The sequence below is a fragment of the Nocardia brasiliensis ATCC 700358 genome (genome assembly GCF_000250675.2).
GTDB classification, from domain to species: domain Bacteria; phylum Actinomycetota; class Actinomycetes; order Mycobacteriales; family Mycobacteriaceae; genus Nocardia; species Nocardia brasiliensis_B.
Window position 1 is genome coordinate 1,453,666 of sequence record NC_018681.1, and the last position, 16,281, is coordinate 1,469,946.

The window sequence follows — 16,281 nt, forward strand, 5'->3', positions numbered from 1 at the left end:
GCGCAGTCAACTTCTCCACCAGGTGTTATGTCAGATATTCATAACTTCGACCCGGCTGAGCTTCGGGGACGGAGTTGCCGAATGACCGCACAGTCGATGGGAAGGTTTGCGATGGCAATCGAGGCAACGGAAGATTCCCGGTCAGTTCGTCCGCGACGCGGGCGGGCTCGGCAGTTGGCGTGTCTGGCGGCCGGTGTGCTCGCCCTCTCGGCGGTCGGCTACCACATGGTGGAGGCGCCCAGCTCCACGGCGGCGGCGACCTCCGAGTGCAAAGACGGTACGGGCAAAGTCACCATCAAGGCGAAGGGCGACAGCTTCATCGGCACCGCCGAACTGACCGATCGCTTCACCAACTTCGACGACAACGAAGATTGCGTGGATACCGGCGCCAACGGGACATCCGGCCCGATCAAGTCGACCGAAAGCGCCGACGGTAAGTCCTGCGTGCTGACCGCGAAGGTCGACAAGGCCAATGGTCAAGCACCAGACGGGGCGGAGACCACGGAGGCGGGGGACATCGAGGTGACCGTCCCGCTGGACGGCGGTCCAGCGAAGGCGAAAGCATCGGGCAAGAACGACAACGGCGAGCAGGTGACGGCGACGGCGGTCATCAACGGTCTGCAGATGACGGACTGCACCACGATCCCGACCGGCACGTTCACGGCCACGAAGGTAAACGCCTCCATCGAGAAATAGCGGGACTCTGCCGGCCCCGCATCGATGACTGTCGGTTCGGGGCGCAGTGCCCGCGCGTGCGCTGAGTGGAAGGGCGGGAGATGCTCGACCTGCGGGTCGATCCGTTGGCGCGGCTGGCCTCGGTGATGGTTCGATATCGACGTCGTGTCTTCGCCTGCTGGCTGATCGCGATAGTCATCGGACTCTGCGGATTACCACGGTTATTGGGTTCAGTGGTCTCGCCATCGATCGAGGTCGAGGGCTCTGAGTCGCAGCGCGCGACCGAAGTGCTCGGTGCCGCGTTGCCATCGCTCGGCAACGACGCAATGATCGCGGTGCTGAATTCGGAGACCCGACGTGCGGTGGACACCGAGTTCCGGGCCGCGCTCGGCGCCGGCATGGCGGCGCTGGGGGAAGAGAACGGCGTCTCCGGAGTGGTCTCGTTGCCGTTGATCGGTGATCCTCGGCCGGCGCCCGTGCTGGCTGACACTTTCGAACCGCTGCGCCCACTGTTCCGTGACGAGCACACTGCCTACCTGCTGGTTGGCTTGTCGGGCAACGACCAGGAACGGCAGGATCGGGTGCCCGCGCAGCAGCGCGTGATCGACGACGCGGTGCAGGCGGCATCCGGTGGGACTGTGCGTGCGTATCTGGTCGGCATCTCGGCCTTCGGCCAGGCAGTACAGCAGGCCGAGATAGCGGATCTCCTGCGCATCGAATTGGTCGCGGTACCGGTCGCGATACTGGTGCTGCTGATCGGATTGCGCGCGCCCGTTGCCGCGCTGGTGCCCGCAGGCATGGCCGGAGCGGCAGTGCTGACCGCCTTGGGCGTGTTCGCGCTGCTCGATGACGTGCTCCGGGTGGACGGTATGTTGCTCGTCGGTACCAATGCGGTGGGGCTGGGGGTCGGGATCGACTATGCGCTGTTCGTGATGAACCGATATCGAGAGGAATTGTCCGGCGGGGCCCCACCGGAGCGAGCTGTGGCTACTGCAGCCGCCACCACGGGACGGACGGTGGTGTATTCCGGCCTCATCCTGGCCTTGGCGTGCACAAGCCTGTTTCTCGTGCGGTGGCCGGTGTTCGCCCAGGCCGCGGTCGGCGTCATGGTGGTCACCGCGGCGGCCCTGGCGGCCTCGGTCTCGCTGCTGCCCGCGGCGCTGATCCCACTGACCCGGTGGTTGGAGTGGCGGCCACGATGGATGCCCGAACAGGTTCCGGGCAGGAAAGCGAAGGTCGAAGGTCGAGATCGGCTCGCCCGCTGGGCCGCACATCTGATGCGGCGGCCGTGGCGCTACGCGATCGCGGTCACCGCGGGACTGCTGCTGGCCGCGGTACCGATGGCCGATATGCAACTCGGCATCAATCTGGAACGGCGAGCCTTGGCCGGTACTCCGGACCGGATCGGTCAGGAGATCGTCGACCGTGACTCGCCCGGTCTGACGAGCACACTGCTCGTGGTGGTGCAACGGCCCGCTGATACCGCGGCGCCGGATACCGGCCCGCTGGTGGATGCGCTGCGCGCCGATGCGGAAGTGGCCGGGGCGAGCGTGATCGATGACGGTGTCGCGGTGCAGGCCGTGATCGTCGTGCCGAGACATTTACCCGATTCGCCAGCCGTGGTCCGGCTGGTAGAGCGAATTCGTACCCAGATCGTGCCCGCCGCCGCCCCGCCGGGGTTGCCGGTGCTGGTCGGTGGTTCGAGCGCGCTGGTGGCCGATCTGCTCACCGAGACGTCGCGGAAGCTGTGGTGGGTGGTGGGCTGCGTGCTCACGATGATGTTCGTCGTCCTGGTTGCCGTGCTGCGCAGTGTTCTGTTGCCGCTCAAGGCGATTCTGATGAGCCTGCTGGCAACCGGCGCGTCGTTCGGGCTGACCGTGTTGCTGTTCCAAGGGTATACCGGTGACGACGTCGTCGATCCGGCCGACCCCGGTTTGCTCTGGCCCCAGGTGCCGCTGGTTGTGTTCGTGCTGCTGTTCGGTTTGTCCACCGACTACGAGCTGTTCCTGGTGCGTCGAATTCAGGAGGAGTACTCGGCGACCGGCGACAATCGGGTCGCAGTGGCGACCGGTCTGCAGCGTACGGCGCGGCCGATCTCGCTGGCCGCCGCGATTCTCGCCGTCGCCTTCGGCAGCCTGCTGGTATCCGACATCAACGGCCTGCGAGCGTTCGGGTTCGCCATCGCCGCGGCGCTCATCATCGATGCGACCGTCATCCGCTTGGTGCTGGTGCCCGCATTGATGCAGATCATGGGCCGTTGGAACTGGTGGCTGCCCGCTATTGCGTATTCCGGCAAGCACCTTCACCGGCCCGAAGCAGTATCCGCCGCACAGTGAGGATCCGATGAGTGCATACCTGGTAACCGGCGCTACGGGATTTGTCGGCGGCGCACTGACCCTCGAGCTGCTGGAGCAGACGCGCGCGCCGATCCATCTACTGGTCCGAGGCAGCGCGGCCGAGGCGACCGATCGGTGCCTGTCGGTCCTGCGCGTCGCGGCCGAACTCTACGGACGTGGCGCGGACTTCATCGATCTGCACCGGGGCAGGCTGCACGTGCACGCCGGTGACCTGGCGTGCGACGTGGTGGCCGGGCAACTCGCGGCGCACGAAATCACCGACGTGTGGCACTGCGCGGCCTCGCTGAAGTTCGAGGACCGCAGCCGGCTCGAGATCTTCGCGGTGAATGTGGACGGCACGACGAGATTGCTCGATCTGGCCGAGCAACTCGGGATCGAGCGATTCAACTACATCAGTACCGCCTACGTGGCCGGGTCGATGATGGGGCGGATCAGCGAGTCGCCGGCGCCGACGGACACGACACCGAACAATCAGTACGAACTGAGCAAGCGAATCGCTGAAAGCCATGTCTTGCAGCGTGACTCGATGCACGCTCGAATCTGGCGACCCAGCATAGTGGTCGGGCACAGCACGACCTTCGCGGCCGTGAGCGCGGCCGGTCTCTACGGCCTGATCCAGGACGCGTGCCGGTTCCGGCGGCGGGTGGGCGCGATCTTCGGCCCGAAATTCGTCATGCGACAGCGCCGGATGATGGCCGACCCGGCTGCGCAGATCAACCTCGTCCCGGTCGATTTGCTGGCCCGGCAAGCTGTCTCGTTGTCACTGCACCCGACGTTCGATGCACGCATCGTCCATCTCACGAATGGGTCCGCGCCGGTCATGCGGGACCTCATGTCGATCATGTCAGCGATGACAGGCATTCCCGAACCCGAATACGTCGGCAGCACCACCGGATTCACGCCGATCGAACAGCGATTCCATCGGACGATGCAGTTCTACGCACCGCACGTGGTCGGCACCAAGGCCTTCGCCCAGGATGTCGCGCAACGGTACGGCGCTGCGATCGACTTCCCGATGAGCCCGGATCATCTGCATTCGATGATCGCCTGGTATCTCGACCATACGGGTCTGACCCGCGAGGTCGGTGTGGCTTGACTCGGTAGCTCACTCGCACCGACCATCGAACAGGAGACACCATGCGCCTCGCGACCCGACTGCCGGGTGAGCGCACGCTCGCGCCGCAGGATGCGGATCGGATCGCCGCGATCCGCGGGGAGATCGCCCGGGTCGGGGACCGCTGGCGGGTCGAGCACCCGTGGATCGCCGGGCATCAGAACACGATCGGGGCGGTGATCTTCCTGGGTGCGGTGCTCGGTGTGCTGGGCGACGCCGCGCTCTATGCCTGCGGGCTATTGCCTTGGTGGGCAACTGTATTGGCGTCCGCATTCTGGCTGTCGTTGCTGCACGAGATCGAGCACGACCTGATTCACGCGATGTACTTCCGCACCAACAAGTGGGTGCACAACGCGATGTTGGCGGGTGTCTGGTTGCTCCGGCCCAGCACCATCAATCCGTGGGTGCGCCGACGGCTGCATCTGCATCATCACGCCGTCTCGGGTACCGAATCGGACCTGGAGGAACGTGCGATCAGCAATGGTGAACGGTGGGGTGGTCATCGGCTGCTCGGTCTGCTGGACAGCGTGCTCGGATATGCCACACGGCCATTCCGGATGCGCGGGCTCGTGGCGGCGTACGTGGCGCGGGTGGCGCGCGATCCGGCGGAGGCCCGGCGCCTCGCCATCACGACGCCGCTCGCCTACTTCCCGCTCAGCGCAATGCATTACGGTCTCTGGTACCTGACCGTCTCGGCACACGTCTACGAATTGCTCGGCGGCACCGTCGGCTACCCGGGCGCGTACCGGGCTTTGGACATCCTTGCGGTGACCTTGTTGGCGCCCAACGCGATTCGCACCTTCTGCCTGTATTTCGTCAGCTCGAACCTGCACTACTACGGCGATGTCGAGCCGCACAACGTATTGCAGCAGACCCAGGTCTGGACGGCGAGATGGCTGTGGCCGGTCCACGCGTTGTGCTTCAACTTCGGTGGGACACACGCGATCCACCACTTCGTGGTGCGCGACCCGTTCTATATCCGAGAGGCGATAAGAGCCGAGTGCCAGACGATCTTGCGCGAACACGGCGTCCGGTTCAACGATTTCGGGACGTTTCGCCGCGCAAATAGGTTCGGACTCGCGGTGCCGCCCGGGGCGGTGCGGCCATGACCGATGGTGTTGCGGCGCAGCGGAAATCCGTCGTGGTCGCTGAGCTGTGGATCTGCGTGACCTGCGGGATGATCTACGATCCGGCCGAGGGCGATCCGGACGGAGGTATCCCCCCGGGCACCGCGTTCGCGGACATACCCGACGGGTGGGTGTGCCCGACCTGCGGTGCCCGAAAATCGGACTTCATCCCGTACACGGACTGAGACTTCTCGTTCAGAACAGGCGGAATTCGGTGCTTTCGGTGCCGCGGAGGGTGTCGTAGTCGAGGACGAGGCAGCGGATGCCGCGGTCTTCGGCGAGGGTGCGGGCTTGCGGTTTGATCTGCTGGGCGGCGAAAACGCCTGCGACGGGGGCCAGTAGGGGGTCGCGGTTGAGCAGTTCGAGGTAACGGGTGAGCTGTTCGACGCCGTCGATCTCGCCGCGGCGCTTGATCTCGACGGCGACGGTGGCACCTGCCGCGTCCCGGCACAGCAGGTCGACGGGGCCGATCGCGGTCATGTACTCGCGGCGGATCAGGGTGTAACCGGTGCCGAGCGTGTGCACGTGTTCGGCGAGCAGTTCTTGAAGGTGGGCTTCCACACCGTCTTTCACCAGACCGGGGTCGACGCCGAGCTCGTGCGAGGAGTCGTGCTCGATGTCCTCGATGGTGATGCGGAGTTCCTCGCCGGCCTTGTTGGTGACGACCCAGAGCGCCTTGGCCCCGTCGGGTACGTCCGCGGCGCCGCGCTCCTCCAGCCAGCACGGTGGGCTCATCCAGTTCAGCGGTTTGTAGGAACCGCCGTCGGAGTGCACGAGGACCGAGCCGTCCGCTTTCATCAGCAGCAGGCGGCGGGCCATGGCCAGATGGGCGGTGAGTCGCCCCACGTAGTCGACCTGACAGCGAGCAATCACTAGGCGCACCCAAGCACTGTAGGTGAACGGCCGCCGGCCGTTGTCGTCAGCCCGCCGGGAGTGCGGTCGTGTCCGGTTCAGCCGAAGAGCACGGCGCCCGCGAGCACCGCGCTGGTGGCCAGCAGCGCCAATTCCACCTTGGTGAAGGGGCGGGTGACCGGGTCTTTGGTGCGGATCATGCCGTAGCCGACGGCGGAGCCGATGCAGAAGGCCAGCAGGTGACCGACGTTGGTGAAGGTCTGGCCGAGCAGGACGCCGCCTACCGCGGCCGCGAACCACCCTGTGGCCCAAGGGATGCGGGACCGGCGCGGGACCACGAAGACAAGCGCGCCGATCAATGCCATCGCGCCGTAGCTGATGCCGACGTCCTCGCTCCACCGCACACTCGCGGGCACCCAGTCGAATTCGATCGCCACCCACAGTCCGGCGGCGACGAGCAGGGTCGCGCCGATATGCCCGGCGAGGAACACCCGCACCATGTGCAGCGCACCGAAGCGCAGTTCCGCCAGCGCGAGCAGACAGGCCAGCATCGGCATGATCAGCCAGGCGACGCCGACGTCACCGATCACGAGCGCGCTCGACAGCAGGGTGACGATGCGGCCCTGCAGCAGATTGTGCAGGTTGGTACTGGCGTGCAGCACCACGTTGGACTGGGCCGAATCGCTGAGCACGGAGAAGATCGAGGTGACGAGGACCAGCGCGGCCAGGTAGCCGACTGTCGCGGGCACACGCGGTCGCCACCAACGAGAACCGACGACCGTCGCCCGGTCGTCCGCGGTCGTCGCGACGGCCATGCCTACCTCCGTTGTCCGGCCCGATCAGGGTATTCCCGGTGCGAGTGCGGTGAAACTGCGCGCCGGCGTGCGTAGCGCGGGCGGTGCCCCACTGTGCCACACGAACCTGAGGACGGCATGGCAAGCGGTGAACCGGCCGTTCAGAGGCCGCTCCGCGCGGGTAATAGGGTGGAGGCATGCCTCGCCGGAAACCGCGCCCAGACGGTGGAGCGGGCCGCTCGCGTACGGGCGGCGCGCCGCTCGGTGATGTCTTCGGTCGCACCGAGACGGGCCCGGGGGACGAAACCTATGTGGTGCGCACCATCCCCGGCACCCGCGCGACGAAGCCCTACCGCTGCCCCGGCTGTGACCACGAGATCGCGATCGGCGTCGCCCATATCGTCGCCTGGGCGGCCGACGGCGGCGAGGACGACCGCCGCCACTGGCACAGCGGCTGCTGGAACGGCCGCCGCACCCGCACCATCACCCGCCGCTGGTCGTAGTCCGCTGTCGCGCACTCGTTTTCGCCCGCGCATTAGGAAGGCCGCCCCGGGAGGGACGGCCTTCGGATGAATTCGGTTGGGGTACTGCGTTAGTCGCCGCGAGCCCGCCGTTCAGTTGCTGATGTCGGCGTTCTCGCGCTCCTCGTCGACGATCTCGTCGTCTTCGGCCGCGACCTCGGGGATCGCCTTGCGGTTGGAGCCGGCGACCTGCTTGGTGTTGCCGCCGATGGACTTGCGGTTGTCCGGGACGCCGTCCAGCAGTTCGCTTTCGCGGTTGACGGCGGCGAGCATCGCGGGCACCGAGTCGAGCTGGCCGCGGATACCGAGCAGCTGGGCGAGCACGCGGCCGCGCAGCACGCGCATCTCCTCGGCCAGTTCCTTCGCGTGCGCGATCTTGCGCTCGGAGGTCTGGGTCGCGGAGGTGATGAGGCGGTTGGCCTCGTCGGTCGCGTCCTTGATCCGCTGTGCGGCCTCGGCGCGGCTGGTGGCCTCCAGCTCTTCCATGGCACGGGTGAGCTTGGTGCGCCGCTCGGCCATGGTGACTTCGAAGTCCTGCTGGTTCGCCTTGCGCTTGGCGTCGGCTTCCTTGCCGAGACGGTCGGCCTCGGCCTGGGCGGCCTCGATGATCTTGGCGGACTCGGTGCGCGCGTTGGCGAGGGTCTGCTCGAACTCGATCTCGAGCGCCTCGCGCTTTTCCTTGGTTTCGGCCAGCAACGACTCGTACTTGCCACGCATTTCGGTGGCCTGCTGCTCCGCGATCGACACCATCTCCGCGGCTTCGGCCTGCGCCAGGGCACGAACCTCGGAGGCCTCGTCGGAGGCCAGCCGCAGCATGCGGGAGATGCGGTCGGACATGCCTTCCGCGGTGGTGGGTGGCACCGAGAGACGGTCGACCTCCTTGCGGAGTTCGTCGATCTCGTCACGCGCATCCTCGAGCTGGCTCGCGAGGTTACGGGCTTGTGCCGCAGCAGCATCCCGGTCGGTAGCGGTGACCCTTAGTTCGGCGTCGAAGCGGTCGAAGTAGTTGCGTACCTCGTCTTGCGCATAACCCTTGCGCACAACGGTGAAGGGCAGTGCAACGAAGCGATTGCGATCGGACTCAGGTGACGACATGGCACACAAACTACAGCCTACCGAGTCCCGATGGTGACTCGACCGCGAATGTGATTCCGACGAGTTTTCCGCGCCCGATCTTGATACTAGTGCGTAACATTCGCGTTCGGCTCGACCAACTCGATCAGCACACCGCCAGCATCCTTCGGATGGATGAAATTGATGCGCGAATCCGCTGTTCCAGACCTCGGCGCCTCGTACAGCAAACGCAGACCGCGGTTGTGCAGGTGCGCGCAGACCGCATCGATGTCGGTGACGCGATAGGCCAGTTGCTGCAGGCCCGGTCCGTTACGGTCGATGAACTTCGCGATGGTCGACTCGGCGTTCAGCGGAGCCAGCAACTGCAGGGCAGTCCCGCGATCGGGCGCGCCGGGCAGCGACAGCATCGCCTCGTGCACGCCCTGGCTTTCGTTGACCTCGCGATGGGTCTCGACCATGCCGAGATTCTCCGCATACCAGGCAACCGCGACATCCAGATCGGGCACGGCGACACCGACGTGGTCGACGGCGACGACGTAGTCCGCGGGGATGAAATCGGACGAATCCATATCGTTGCTCACTACTCGAAGGTAGCTCGTACCTGCGTACCGGCAACCGGGGCACAGGAGTTACCGTTGAGTACGGAATTCTGCGGAACAAGCGAAGCGAGGCTCGTCGTGACCACATCAGTAATCGTCTCCGGTGCGCGCACCCCGGTCGGTCGGCTGCTCGGTGGGCTGAAGGACTTCAGCGGTTCCGATCTCGGCGGCTTCGCCATCAAGGCGGCGCTGGAGAAGGGTGGCGTGGCGCCCGAGCAGGTCGATTACGTGATCATGGGCCAGGTGCTCACCGCGGGCGCGGGTCAGATCCCGGCTCGGCAGGCGGCGGTGGCGGCCGGCATCCCGATGGATGTCCCCGCGCTGACCCTCAACAAGGTGTGTTTGTCCGGTATCAACGCAATCGCGTTGGCCGACCAGCTGATTCGGGCCGGTGAGTACGAGATCGTGGTCGCGGGCGGTCAGGAATCGATGAGCCAGGCGCCGCATCTGCTGGAGAAGAGCCGCGAGGGCTTCAAGTACGGCGATGTCACGCTGCGCGACCACATGGCCTACGACGGGCTCTACGACATCTTCACCGATCAGCCGATGGGCGCGCTGACCGAACAGCGCAACGACACCGAGCCGGTCAGCCGCGAGGAGCAGGACGCGTTCGCGGCGGCCTCGCATCAGCGCGCCGCCGAGGCGTGGAAGAACGGCCTGTTCGACGACGAGGTGGTTCCGGTCGCGGTGCCGCAGCGCAAGGGCGATCCGGTGCTGGTCGCCGCCGACGAGGGCATCCGCGCCGACACCACCGCCGAGTCGCTGGCCAAGCTGCGCCCGGCGTTCCGCAAGGACGGCACGGTCACCGCGGGCAGCGCCTCGCAGATCTCCGACGGCGCGGCCGCGGTCGTGGTGATGAGCAAGGCCAAGGCCGAGGAACTCGGCCTGACCTGGCTCGCCGAGATCGGCGCCGCCGGCGTGGTCGCGGGCCCGGATTCGACCCTGCAGGACCAGCCGGCCAACGCCATCGCGAAGGCCTGTGCGCGCGAGGGCATTTCGCCCGCCGACCTGGACCTGGTGGAGATCAACGAGGCATTCGCCGCGGTCGGCGTCGCCTCGACCCGCAAACTGGGCATCGATCCGGCGAAGGTGAACGTCAACGGTGGCGCCATCGCGATCGGTCACCCGCTCGGCATGTCCGGCGCGCGCATCCTGCTGCACCTGGTGCTGGAACTGAAGCGCCGCGGCGGCGGCGTGGGCGCGGCCGGGCTGTGCGGTGGCGGCGGTCAGGGCGATGCCCTGATTGTCCGAGTCTGAGGTCTGCGCCACTCTTTTCGATCGCCCTTCACGAAAATCCTTCGTGAAGGGCGATTTTCGCGAATCGGACTTGACATTGTGATCCGTCGCACTACGACACGGCGTAGTGCATGCGGCACAATAAGGCCTATGGGCAATGTCTTCGACCTGAGCACTGCCGCGAAGCGGCTTCGTTTCATCGCGGTGCTGGAGGCGATCTCGTGGTTTTTCCTGATCATCGGCATGGTGCTCAAGCGGCTGCCGGAACCGATCCTGTGGCCGGTGAAGGTCTTCGGCATGACGCACGGCATCGTCTTCGTGCTGTTCGTGCTCTCGGTCATCGTGGCCTCGCGCGAACTGGGGTGGACCGGCAAGACCACGCTGCTCGCGCTGCTGTCGAGCATCCCGCCGTTCTTCACCGTGGTGTTCGAGATCTGGGCCGTGCGCTCCGGCAAGCTGGGTGAGCTGAGCAACCCGGTTTCTGCCGAGTCCGGAGCCCCGGCCTCGGCCACCTCGTGACAAACTGGAAACCGTGACTCGACCTGCTGCACGCCGTACTTCGCCCGCCGTTGCCGCCGCCATGTCCGGGGCCGTGGACCTGTCCAGCCTGAAGCAGCCGCCCGCCGGAGCATCCGGCGCGGCCGGCGGCGACTACGCGGTCACCGAGGCGAACTTCGAAACGAAGGTGCTGCGCCGCTCGGTGCAGGTGCCCGTGGTCGTCGCGCTGTACTCGCAGCGCAGCCCGGGCAGCGTCGAGCTGGTCCGGACGCTGGAACGACTGGTCGGTGAGAGCGGCGGGGCCTGGGACCTGGCCACCGTCGAAGCCGAGTCGAACATGCGGATCGCGCAGGCGTTCGGCGTGCAGGGCATTCCGACCGTCATCGCGGTCGCGGGTGGTCAGCCGCTGGCCGATTTCCAGGGCGCCCAGCCTGAGCCGCAGGTCCGGCAGTGGCTGAGTGCGGTCGTCGACGCGGTGGCGGGCAAACTGCCCGGCGGCGAGACGCCCGAGGAAGCGCCGGAGGATCCGCGCTTCGTCGCGGCGGAAACGGCGCTGGAACAGGGCGACATGGCCGGTGCCGAGGCCGCCTACGAGGCGATCATCGCCGCGGAGCCGGGCAACGAGGAGGCCAAGGGCGCACTGCGGCAGCTGCGTTTCCTCGCTCGCGCGCAGGAGATCCCGGAGACCGCGATCGCCACCGCCGACGCCGACCCCGCGAACGTGGACGCCGCCCTGGATGCCGCCGACCTCGAGCTGCTGAGCCAGCTGCCGGAGGCCGCGTTCGAGCGGCTCATCGCGGTGGTCAAGCGGACCGCGGGCGACGACCGGACCAAGGCGCGCACCCGGCTGCTCGAACTCTTCGAATTGTTCGACCAGGCCGAGCCGTTCGTGGTGGCCGCCCGGCGCAAGCTCGCCGCCGCGCTGTACTGACCCGCGCTGGCCGCGGTGCTGACGGCGGTGCCGCGGTACTGACCGGCGGGCTCGGTGCCCCGGTGGGCGATCAGCTTTCCGGGGCCAGCCAGACCGCGCTGTTGGGGGCGAGTGCGAGGGTGGCCGAGGCCGGACGGCCGTGCCACGGTTCGTCCATCGCCTCGACCGCGCCCATGTTGCCGATGCCGGAGCCGCCGTATTCGGCGGCGTCGGTGTTCAGGATCTCCGTCCACCGCCCCGCGCCGGGCAGCCCGACACGGTACTCGCCGTGCACCGAGCCGGAGAAGTTGTAGACGCAGGCCACCACCGAACCGTCCGATCCGTAGCGCAGGAACGACAGCACGTTGTTGGCCTGATCGTTCGCCTCGATCCAGGAGTAGCCGCCCGGTGTGGTGTCCTGGCTCCACAGCGCGGGACGTTCGCGGTACACCGTGTTGAGCGCGCGCACCGTCGCGGTGATGCCGAGGTGCAGCGGGTTGTCCAGTTCCTGCCAGTCCAGTCCGCGATCGTGGGACCACTCGCGGAACTGGCCGAAATCCTGGCCCATGAACAACAGTTGCTTGCCGGGATGTCCCCACATGTAGGCCAGCAGCGCGCGCACCCCACTGGCTTTGGCGAAATCGTCGCCGGGCATCCGGGTCCACAGCGTGCCTTTGCCGTGCACGACCTCGTCGTGGCTGATCGGCAGCACGAAGTTCTCGCTCCACGCGTACATCAGCGAGAAGGTGATCTCGTTGTGGTGCCAGGACCGGTGGATCGGGTCGCGGCCCAGGAAGTCGAGGGTGTCGTGCATCCAGCCCATGTTCCACTTCATGGTGAAGCCGAGGCCGCCGACGTCGGTGCCGCGGGTGACGCCCGGCCAGCTGGTGGACTCCTCGGCGATGGTGACCACGCCGGGGTGGTGGCGGTGCACGGTGTTGTTGAGGTCCTGCAGAAAGTCCACCGCCTCCAGGTTTTCCCGGCCGCCGTGCACGTTCGGCTCCCAACCGCCTTCCGGGCGTGAGTAATCCAGGTACAGCATGGAGGCGACGGCGTCGACGCGCAGGCCGTCGATGTGGAACTCCTCGATCCAGAAGCGCGCGTTGGCCACCAGGAAGTTGCGCACCTCGTGCCGCCCGAAGTCGAAAACGTAGGTGCCCCAGTCGAGTTGCTCACCGCGCCGCGGATCGGCGTGTTCGTAGAGCGGGGTGCCGTCGAAGCGGGCCAGTGCCCATTCGTCGCGTGGGAAATGCGCGGGCACCCAGTCGAGCAGCACGCCGATGCCTGCCCGGTGCAGCCGGTCGACGAAGGCGCGGAAGTCGTCGGGGCTGCCGAAGCGCGCGGTCGGGGCGTAGTACGAGGTGACCTGATACCCCCAGGACCCGCCGAACGGGTGCTCGGCGATGGGCAGCAGTTCGATGTGCGTGAATCCGGCCGCCTGCACGTAATCGGCCAGCTGGTCGGCCAATTCGCGGTAGCCGAGGCCGGGCCGCCAGGAACCGAGGTGCACCTCGTAGACGCTCATCGGCGCCTGGGTCGGATCGGTCCGCGCGCGGGTGTCGAGCCACTGCCGGTCGCTCCAGACGTGGTGGCTCTCGGTCACCACCGAGGCCGTGGCGGGCGGCACCTCGGTGGCGAATGCCATCGGGTCGGCGTGGTCGATCGTGCGGCCGTCGGCGCCGTGCACCCGGAACTTGTACATGGTGCCGGGCCCGACATCCGGCACGAACACCTCCCAGATGCCCGAGGTGCCGAGGGCGCGCATCGGCGCGCTCTGCCCGCCCCATCCGTCGAAATCGCCGAACACGGTGACGCCGCGCGCATTCGGCGCCCACACGGCGAACGAGGTGCCGTGCACGTCACCGTCGAGGGTGGTGTATCGGCGCGGGTGGGCGCCGAGCACGTCCCAGAGTCGTTCGTGGCGGCCCTCGCCGATCAGGTGCAGGTCCAATTCGCCCACTGTAGGCAGGAATCGGTAGCCGTCGGCACCGAGCACCGTCTGGCCGCCGGGATAGGTCGTCACCAGGCGGTAGTCCATGAGTTCGGGATAGGGCACCACCGCGGCGAACACCCCGTGCCCCAACGACTTCAGCGGATGATCGACGCCGCCGACCCTGGCCGCCACCGAATCCGCGTGCGGGCGTAGCGCTCTGATCTCCATGCCGTCCGGATGGGGGTGCGCGCCGAGCACGGTGTGCGGATCGGGATGGGTGCCCGCGGCGAGCAGCATCAGATCCCTTCGGCGCATCACAGGGTGCTCCGATAGGCCAGTTCGGTGCGTGCCTGCTGGCCGACCGGGGGCAGCGCGAGGATGTGCGCGACCGCGTGCGCCGGGTCCAGGCGCACGTAATTCGTTTGGGCCCAGTGGTATTCCTCGCCGCTGACCTCGTCCTGCACCACCGGATGGTCATGCCATTCCCGGCCGATGGCGGGCAGATCGAGTGAGAGCATGCCCCATTCGGCGCCGAACGGATTCAGGTTCACCACCACCAGGACGGCGTCGCCGCTGCTCGGATCGATCTTCGAATAGGCGATCAGCGCGTCGTTGTCCACGTGGTGAAAGTGGATGCAGCGCAACTGTTGCAGCGCCGGATGGGCCCGGCGGATCTCGTTGAGCCGGGTGAGCCACGGCTCCAGTGATTCCCCGCGCGCCAGAGCTTCGGCGAACGGACGCGGACGCAACTCGTACTTCTCCGAATCCAGGTACTCCTCGCTGCCCGGTCGCACCGCCTGGTGTTCGAACAGCTCGAAACCGGAGTACACGCCCCAGGTCGGCGCGAGGGTGGCGGCCAGCACCGCGCGGACGGCGAACATGCCCGGCCCGCCGTGCTGCAGACTCTCGTGCAGGATGTCCGGGGTGTTGACGAACAGATTGGGCCTGGCCTCGTCGGCCTTGGCGGCCAGTTCTCGGCCGAAGTCGGCGAGCTCCCACTTCGCCACGCGCCAGGTGAAATATGTGTAGGACTGGGTGAATCCGCGTCGCGCCAGTCCATACAGCCGGGCCGGTCGGGTGAAGGCCTCGGACAGGAAGAGCACGTCCGGGTCGTCGCGGCGCACGGTGGCGATCAGCCACTCCCAGAAGTCGGCGGGCTTGGTGTGCGGGTTGTCGACCCGGAAGATCTTCACGCCCAACGCGATCCAATGCCGGACCACGCGCAGCACCTCGGCGTACAGGCCGTCGGGATCGTTGTCGAAGTTGACCGGGTAGATGTCCTGGTACTTCTTCGGCGGATTCTCCGCGAAGGCGATGGTGCCGTCCGGCAGGGTGGTGAACCACTCCGGATGCGCGGCCACCCACGGATGATCGGGCGCGCACTGCAAGGCCAGATCCAAGGCCACTTCCAGGCCGAGTTGCGTTGCGCTGTCGACGAACTCGGCGAAATCCGCCTCGGTGCCGAGTGCGGGATGCACGGCGTCGTGGCCACCGTCCGCGGAACCGATCGCCCACGGCGAACCGACATCGCCCGCTTCGGCGACCAGCGTGTTGTTGCGGCCCTTGCGGTTGATCGCACCGATCGGGTGGATCGGCGGCAAATAGACCACGTCGAAGCCCATCGCGGCGATCCGCGGCAATTCCTTTGCCGCCGTGGCGAAGGTGCCGTGGATCGGTGCGCCGGAGCTGTCCCGGCCGCCGGTGGAGCGGGGGAAGAACTCGTACCACGACCCGAACAGCGCGCGCTGCCGATCCACCTGCACGGTGTGCTGCGGGCCGCGAGTCACCATGTCGCGCAAGGGCGTAGCGCGCAGAATCTCGGCGATCTCCTCGGCGAACGCGGGCGCGACCCGGGCAGGCAGCTGCTCGTCGCTGCGCAAAGCCGCTGCGGCGGCGCGCAATCGCTCGAACTGCTTCTTCGGCACGGCCTGCGCGGCGCGCTCCAGCAGCCGGGCGCCGAGCTCGAGATCGTTGTCCAGGTCGGCGGCGCTCTGCCCGACCGCGAGCTTGGCCTCCACCGCCGAACGCCAGGTGGCGATCGGATCACTCCAGCCCTCGATGCGATAGGTCCAGAGGCCGGGCAGGTTCGGCGTGAAGGTGGCGTTGAAGACATCGGGCTCGAAGTCGGGGGCCATCCGGATCCGGACCGGTCGCGACGAACCGGGCGCCCGCACCGCCAGGGTCGCGGCGACGGCGTCGTGCCCCTCCCGCCAGACCACGGTGCGCACCGGGAAGACCTCCCCGACGACGGCCTTGGCAGGTCGACCGCCTGCGATGGACGGGGCAGTGTCATCGATTGCGATGCGGCCGGTCACGGGACCAACCTACCGGCACCGGTCCGGATGTACCGGATCAGCGCGGTGATGGGGCAAGGCCGTGGCCGGCCTCGGCCGACTTCGTCACGGCATCGGAGTCGGCTGGGACGCCGCTGTTCTGCCTGCGTCGGCGCGGTCGGCTGGATTGCGCGCGTTCGCTGATCGGGCACGCCGGTCGGCTGGCTCGCCGTCGCGGTCGGCTGGGTGGTGCGTTTGCTGGTCGGGCACGCCGGTCGGCTGGCTCGCCGTCGCGGTCGGCTGGGTGGCGCGTTTGCT

The 16,281-nt window shown here is 67.4% G+C and carries 15 protein-coding genes; 9 read left to right on the top strand and 6 right to left on the bottom strand.

Annotation, left to right across the window (positions count from 1 at the left end; translation table 11 throughout):
* The first annotated feature begins 81 nt into the window (after positions 1-81).
* The 5 genes from O3I_RS06395 to O3I_RS06415 all read left to right on the top strand — a co-directional run bounded on the left by O3I_RS06395 (position 82) and on the right by O3I_RS06415 (position 5,458).
* Positions 82-696 carry a hypothetical protein gene (locus O3I_RS06395; protein WP_141691681.1) on the top strand — a complete coding sequence of 205 codons (615 nt, stop codon included), beginning with the start codon at positions 82-84 and terminating at the stop codon, positions 694-696.
* 212 nt (positions 697-908) lie between these two features.
* On the top strand, positions 909-3,011 hold the full coding sequence (locus O3I_RS06400) for an MMPL family transporter (RefSeq protein ID WP_167829106.1): 2,103 nt from the start codon (positions 909-911) through the stop codon (positions 3,009-3,011).
* Between the two features lie 7 nt (positions 3,012-3,018).
* Complete coding sequence (locus O3I_RS06405; protein WP_014982079.1) at positions 3,019-4,128, top strand: SDR family oxidoreductase; 1,110 nt, start codon at positions 3,019-3,021, stop codon at positions 4,126-4,128.
* 41 nt (positions 4,129-4,169) lie between these two features.
* On the top strand, positions 4,170-5,255 hold the full coding sequence (locus tag O3I_RS06410) for a fatty acid desaturase (protein ID WP_014982080.1): 1,086 nt from the start codon (positions 4,170-4,172) through the stop codon (positions 5,253-5,255).
* Positions 5,252-5,458 carry a rubredoxin gene (locus tag O3I_RS06415; RefSeq protein WP_014982081.1) on the top strand — a complete coding sequence of 69 codons (207 nt, stop codon included), beginning with the start codon at positions 5,252-5,254 and terminating at the stop codon, positions 5,456-5,458. Before O3I_RS06410 ends, O3I_RS06415 begins: the two co-directional genes overlap by 4 nt.
* Before the next feature lie 10 nt (positions 5,459-5,468).
* On the opposite strand, the gene nucS is transcribed toward O3I_RS06415, so the two are convergent.
* Positions 5,469-6,155 (bottom strand): endonuclease NucS, encoded by a 687-nt coding sequence (nucS, locus tag O3I_RS06420; protein WP_014982082.1) that lies wholly within the window; start codon positions 6,153-6,155, stop codon positions 5,469-5,471.
* 68 nt (positions 6,156-6,223) lie between these two features.
* Positions 6,224-6,940: a rhomboid-like protein gene (locus O3I_RS06425; RefSeq protein WP_014982083.1), complete on the bottom strand. Its 717-nt coding sequence runs from the start codon at positions 6,938-6,940 to the stop codon at positions 6,224-6,226.
* Between the two features lie 176 nt (positions 6,941-7,116).
* Here O3I_RS06425 and O3I_RS06430 point away from each other — a divergent pair, with 176 nt between their 5' ends.
* Positions 7,117-7,422, top strand: a complete 306-nt coding sequence (locus O3I_RS06430) for a hypothetical protein (RefSeq protein WP_014982084.1) — start codon at positions 7,117-7,119, stop codon at positions 7,420-7,422.
* A 111-nt stretch (positions 7,423-7,533) separates the two neighbouring features.
* Here the strand turns inward: O3I_RS06430 and O3I_RS06435 are convergent, their stop codons facing one another.
* Together O3I_RS06435 and mce are read right to left on the bottom strand one after the other, a co-directional pair.
* A complete protein-coding gene (locus tag O3I_RS06435) occupies positions 7,534-8,535 on the bottom strand; it encodes a hypothetical protein (protein WP_014982085.1) in 1,002 nt (333 codons plus the stop codon).
* An 86-nt stretch (positions 8,536-8,621) separates the two neighbouring features.
* A complete protein-coding gene (mce, locus tag O3I_RS06440; protein WP_041562446.1) occupies positions 8,622-9,083 on the bottom strand; it encodes a methylmalonyl-CoA epimerase in 462 nt (153 codons plus the stop codon).
* Between the two features lie 108 nt (positions 9,084-9,191).
* Between mce and O3I_RS06445 the strand changes: the two genes are divergently transcribed.
* From O3I_RS06445 to O3I_RS06455, 3 genes are all read left to right on the top strand, one after another.
* Entirely contained in the window at positions 9,192-10,370 is a 1,179-nt protein-coding gene (locus tag O3I_RS06445) for an acetyl-CoA C-acetyltransferase (protein ID WP_014982087.1), read from the top strand.
* Between the two features lie 129 nt (positions 10,371-10,499).
* Positions 10,500-10,868, top strand: a complete 369-nt coding sequence (locus tag O3I_RS06450) for a DUF3817 domain-containing protein (protein WP_014982088.1) — start codon at positions 10,500-10,502, stop codon at positions 10,866-10,868.
* Positions 10,869-10,929: 61 nt separating this feature from the next.
* The gene (locus O3I_RS06455) at positions 10,930-11,778 is read left to right on the top strand and encodes a tetratricopeptide repeat protein (protein ID WP_014982089.1); all 849 of its coding nucleotides are present in this window, start codon (positions 10,930-10,932) and stop codon (positions 11,776-11,778) included.
* Positions 11,779-11,848: 70 nt separating this feature from the next.
* On the opposite strand, the gene glgB is transcribed toward O3I_RS06455, so the two are convergent.
* On the bottom strand, positions 11,849-14,005 hold the full coding sequence (gene glgB / locus O3I_RS06460; RefSeq protein ID WP_041562447.1) for a 1,4-alpha-glucan branching protein GlgB: 2,157 nt from the start codon (positions 14,003-14,005) through the stop codon (positions 11,849-11,851).
* Positions 14,005-16,005: an alpha-1,4-glucan--maltose-1-phosphate maltosyltransferase gene (locus O3I_RS06465; RefSeq protein ID WP_014982091.1), complete on the bottom strand. Its 2,001-nt coding sequence runs from the start codon at positions 16,003-16,005 to the stop codon at positions 14,005-14,007. The genes glgB and O3I_RS06465 overlap by 1 nt, the downstream gene beginning before the upstream one ends.
* Positions 16,006-16,281 lie beyond the last annotated feature (276 nt).

Bases quoted from the DNA above. Each gene is read 5' to 3' on its own strand.
- O3I_RS06425 (WP_014982083.1), bottom strand. From the start codon at position 6,940: ATGGCCGTCGCGACGACCGCGGACGACCGGGCGACGGTCGTCGGTTCT.
- O3I_RS06430 (WP_014982084.1), top strand. From the start codon at position 7,117: ATGCCTCGCCGGAAACCGCGCCCAGACGGTGGAGCGGGCCGCTCGCGT.
- glgB (WP_041562447.1), bottom strand. From the start codon at position 14,005: ATGCGCCGAAGGGATCTGATGCTGCTCGCCGCGGGCACCCATCCCGAT.
- O3I_RS06395 (WP_141691681.1), top strand. From the start codon at position 82: ATGACCGCACAGTCGATGGGAAGGTTTGCGATGGCAATCGAGGCAACG.
- O3I_RS06415 (WP_014982081.1), top strand. From the start codon at position 5,252: ATGACCGATGGTGTTGCGGCGCAGCGGAAATCCGTCGTGGTCGCTGAG.
- O3I_RS06410 (WP_014982080.1), top strand. From the start codon at position 4,170: ATGCGCCTCGCGACCCGACTGCCGGGTGAGCGCACGCTCGCGCCGCAG.
- O3I_RS06455 (WP_014982089.1), top strand. From the start codon at position 10,930: ATGTCCGGGGCCGTGGACCTGTCCAGCCTGAAGCAGCCGCCCGCCGGA.
- O3I_RS06435 (WP_014982085.1), bottom strand. From the start codon at position 8,535: ATGTCGTCACCTGAGTCCGATCGCAATCGCTTCGTTGCACTGCCCTTC.
- O3I_RS06405 (WP_014982079.1), top strand. From the start codon at position 3,019: ATGAGTGCATACCTGGTAACCGGCGCTACGGGATTTGTCGGCGGCGCA.
- mce (WP_041562446.1), bottom strand. From the start codon at position 9,083: ATGGATTCGTCCGATTTCATCCCCGCGGACTACGTCGTCGCCGTCGAC.
- O3I_RS06450 (WP_014982088.1), top strand. From the start codon at position 10,500: ATGGGCAATGTCTTCGACCTGAGCACTGCCGCGAAGCGGCTTCGTTTC.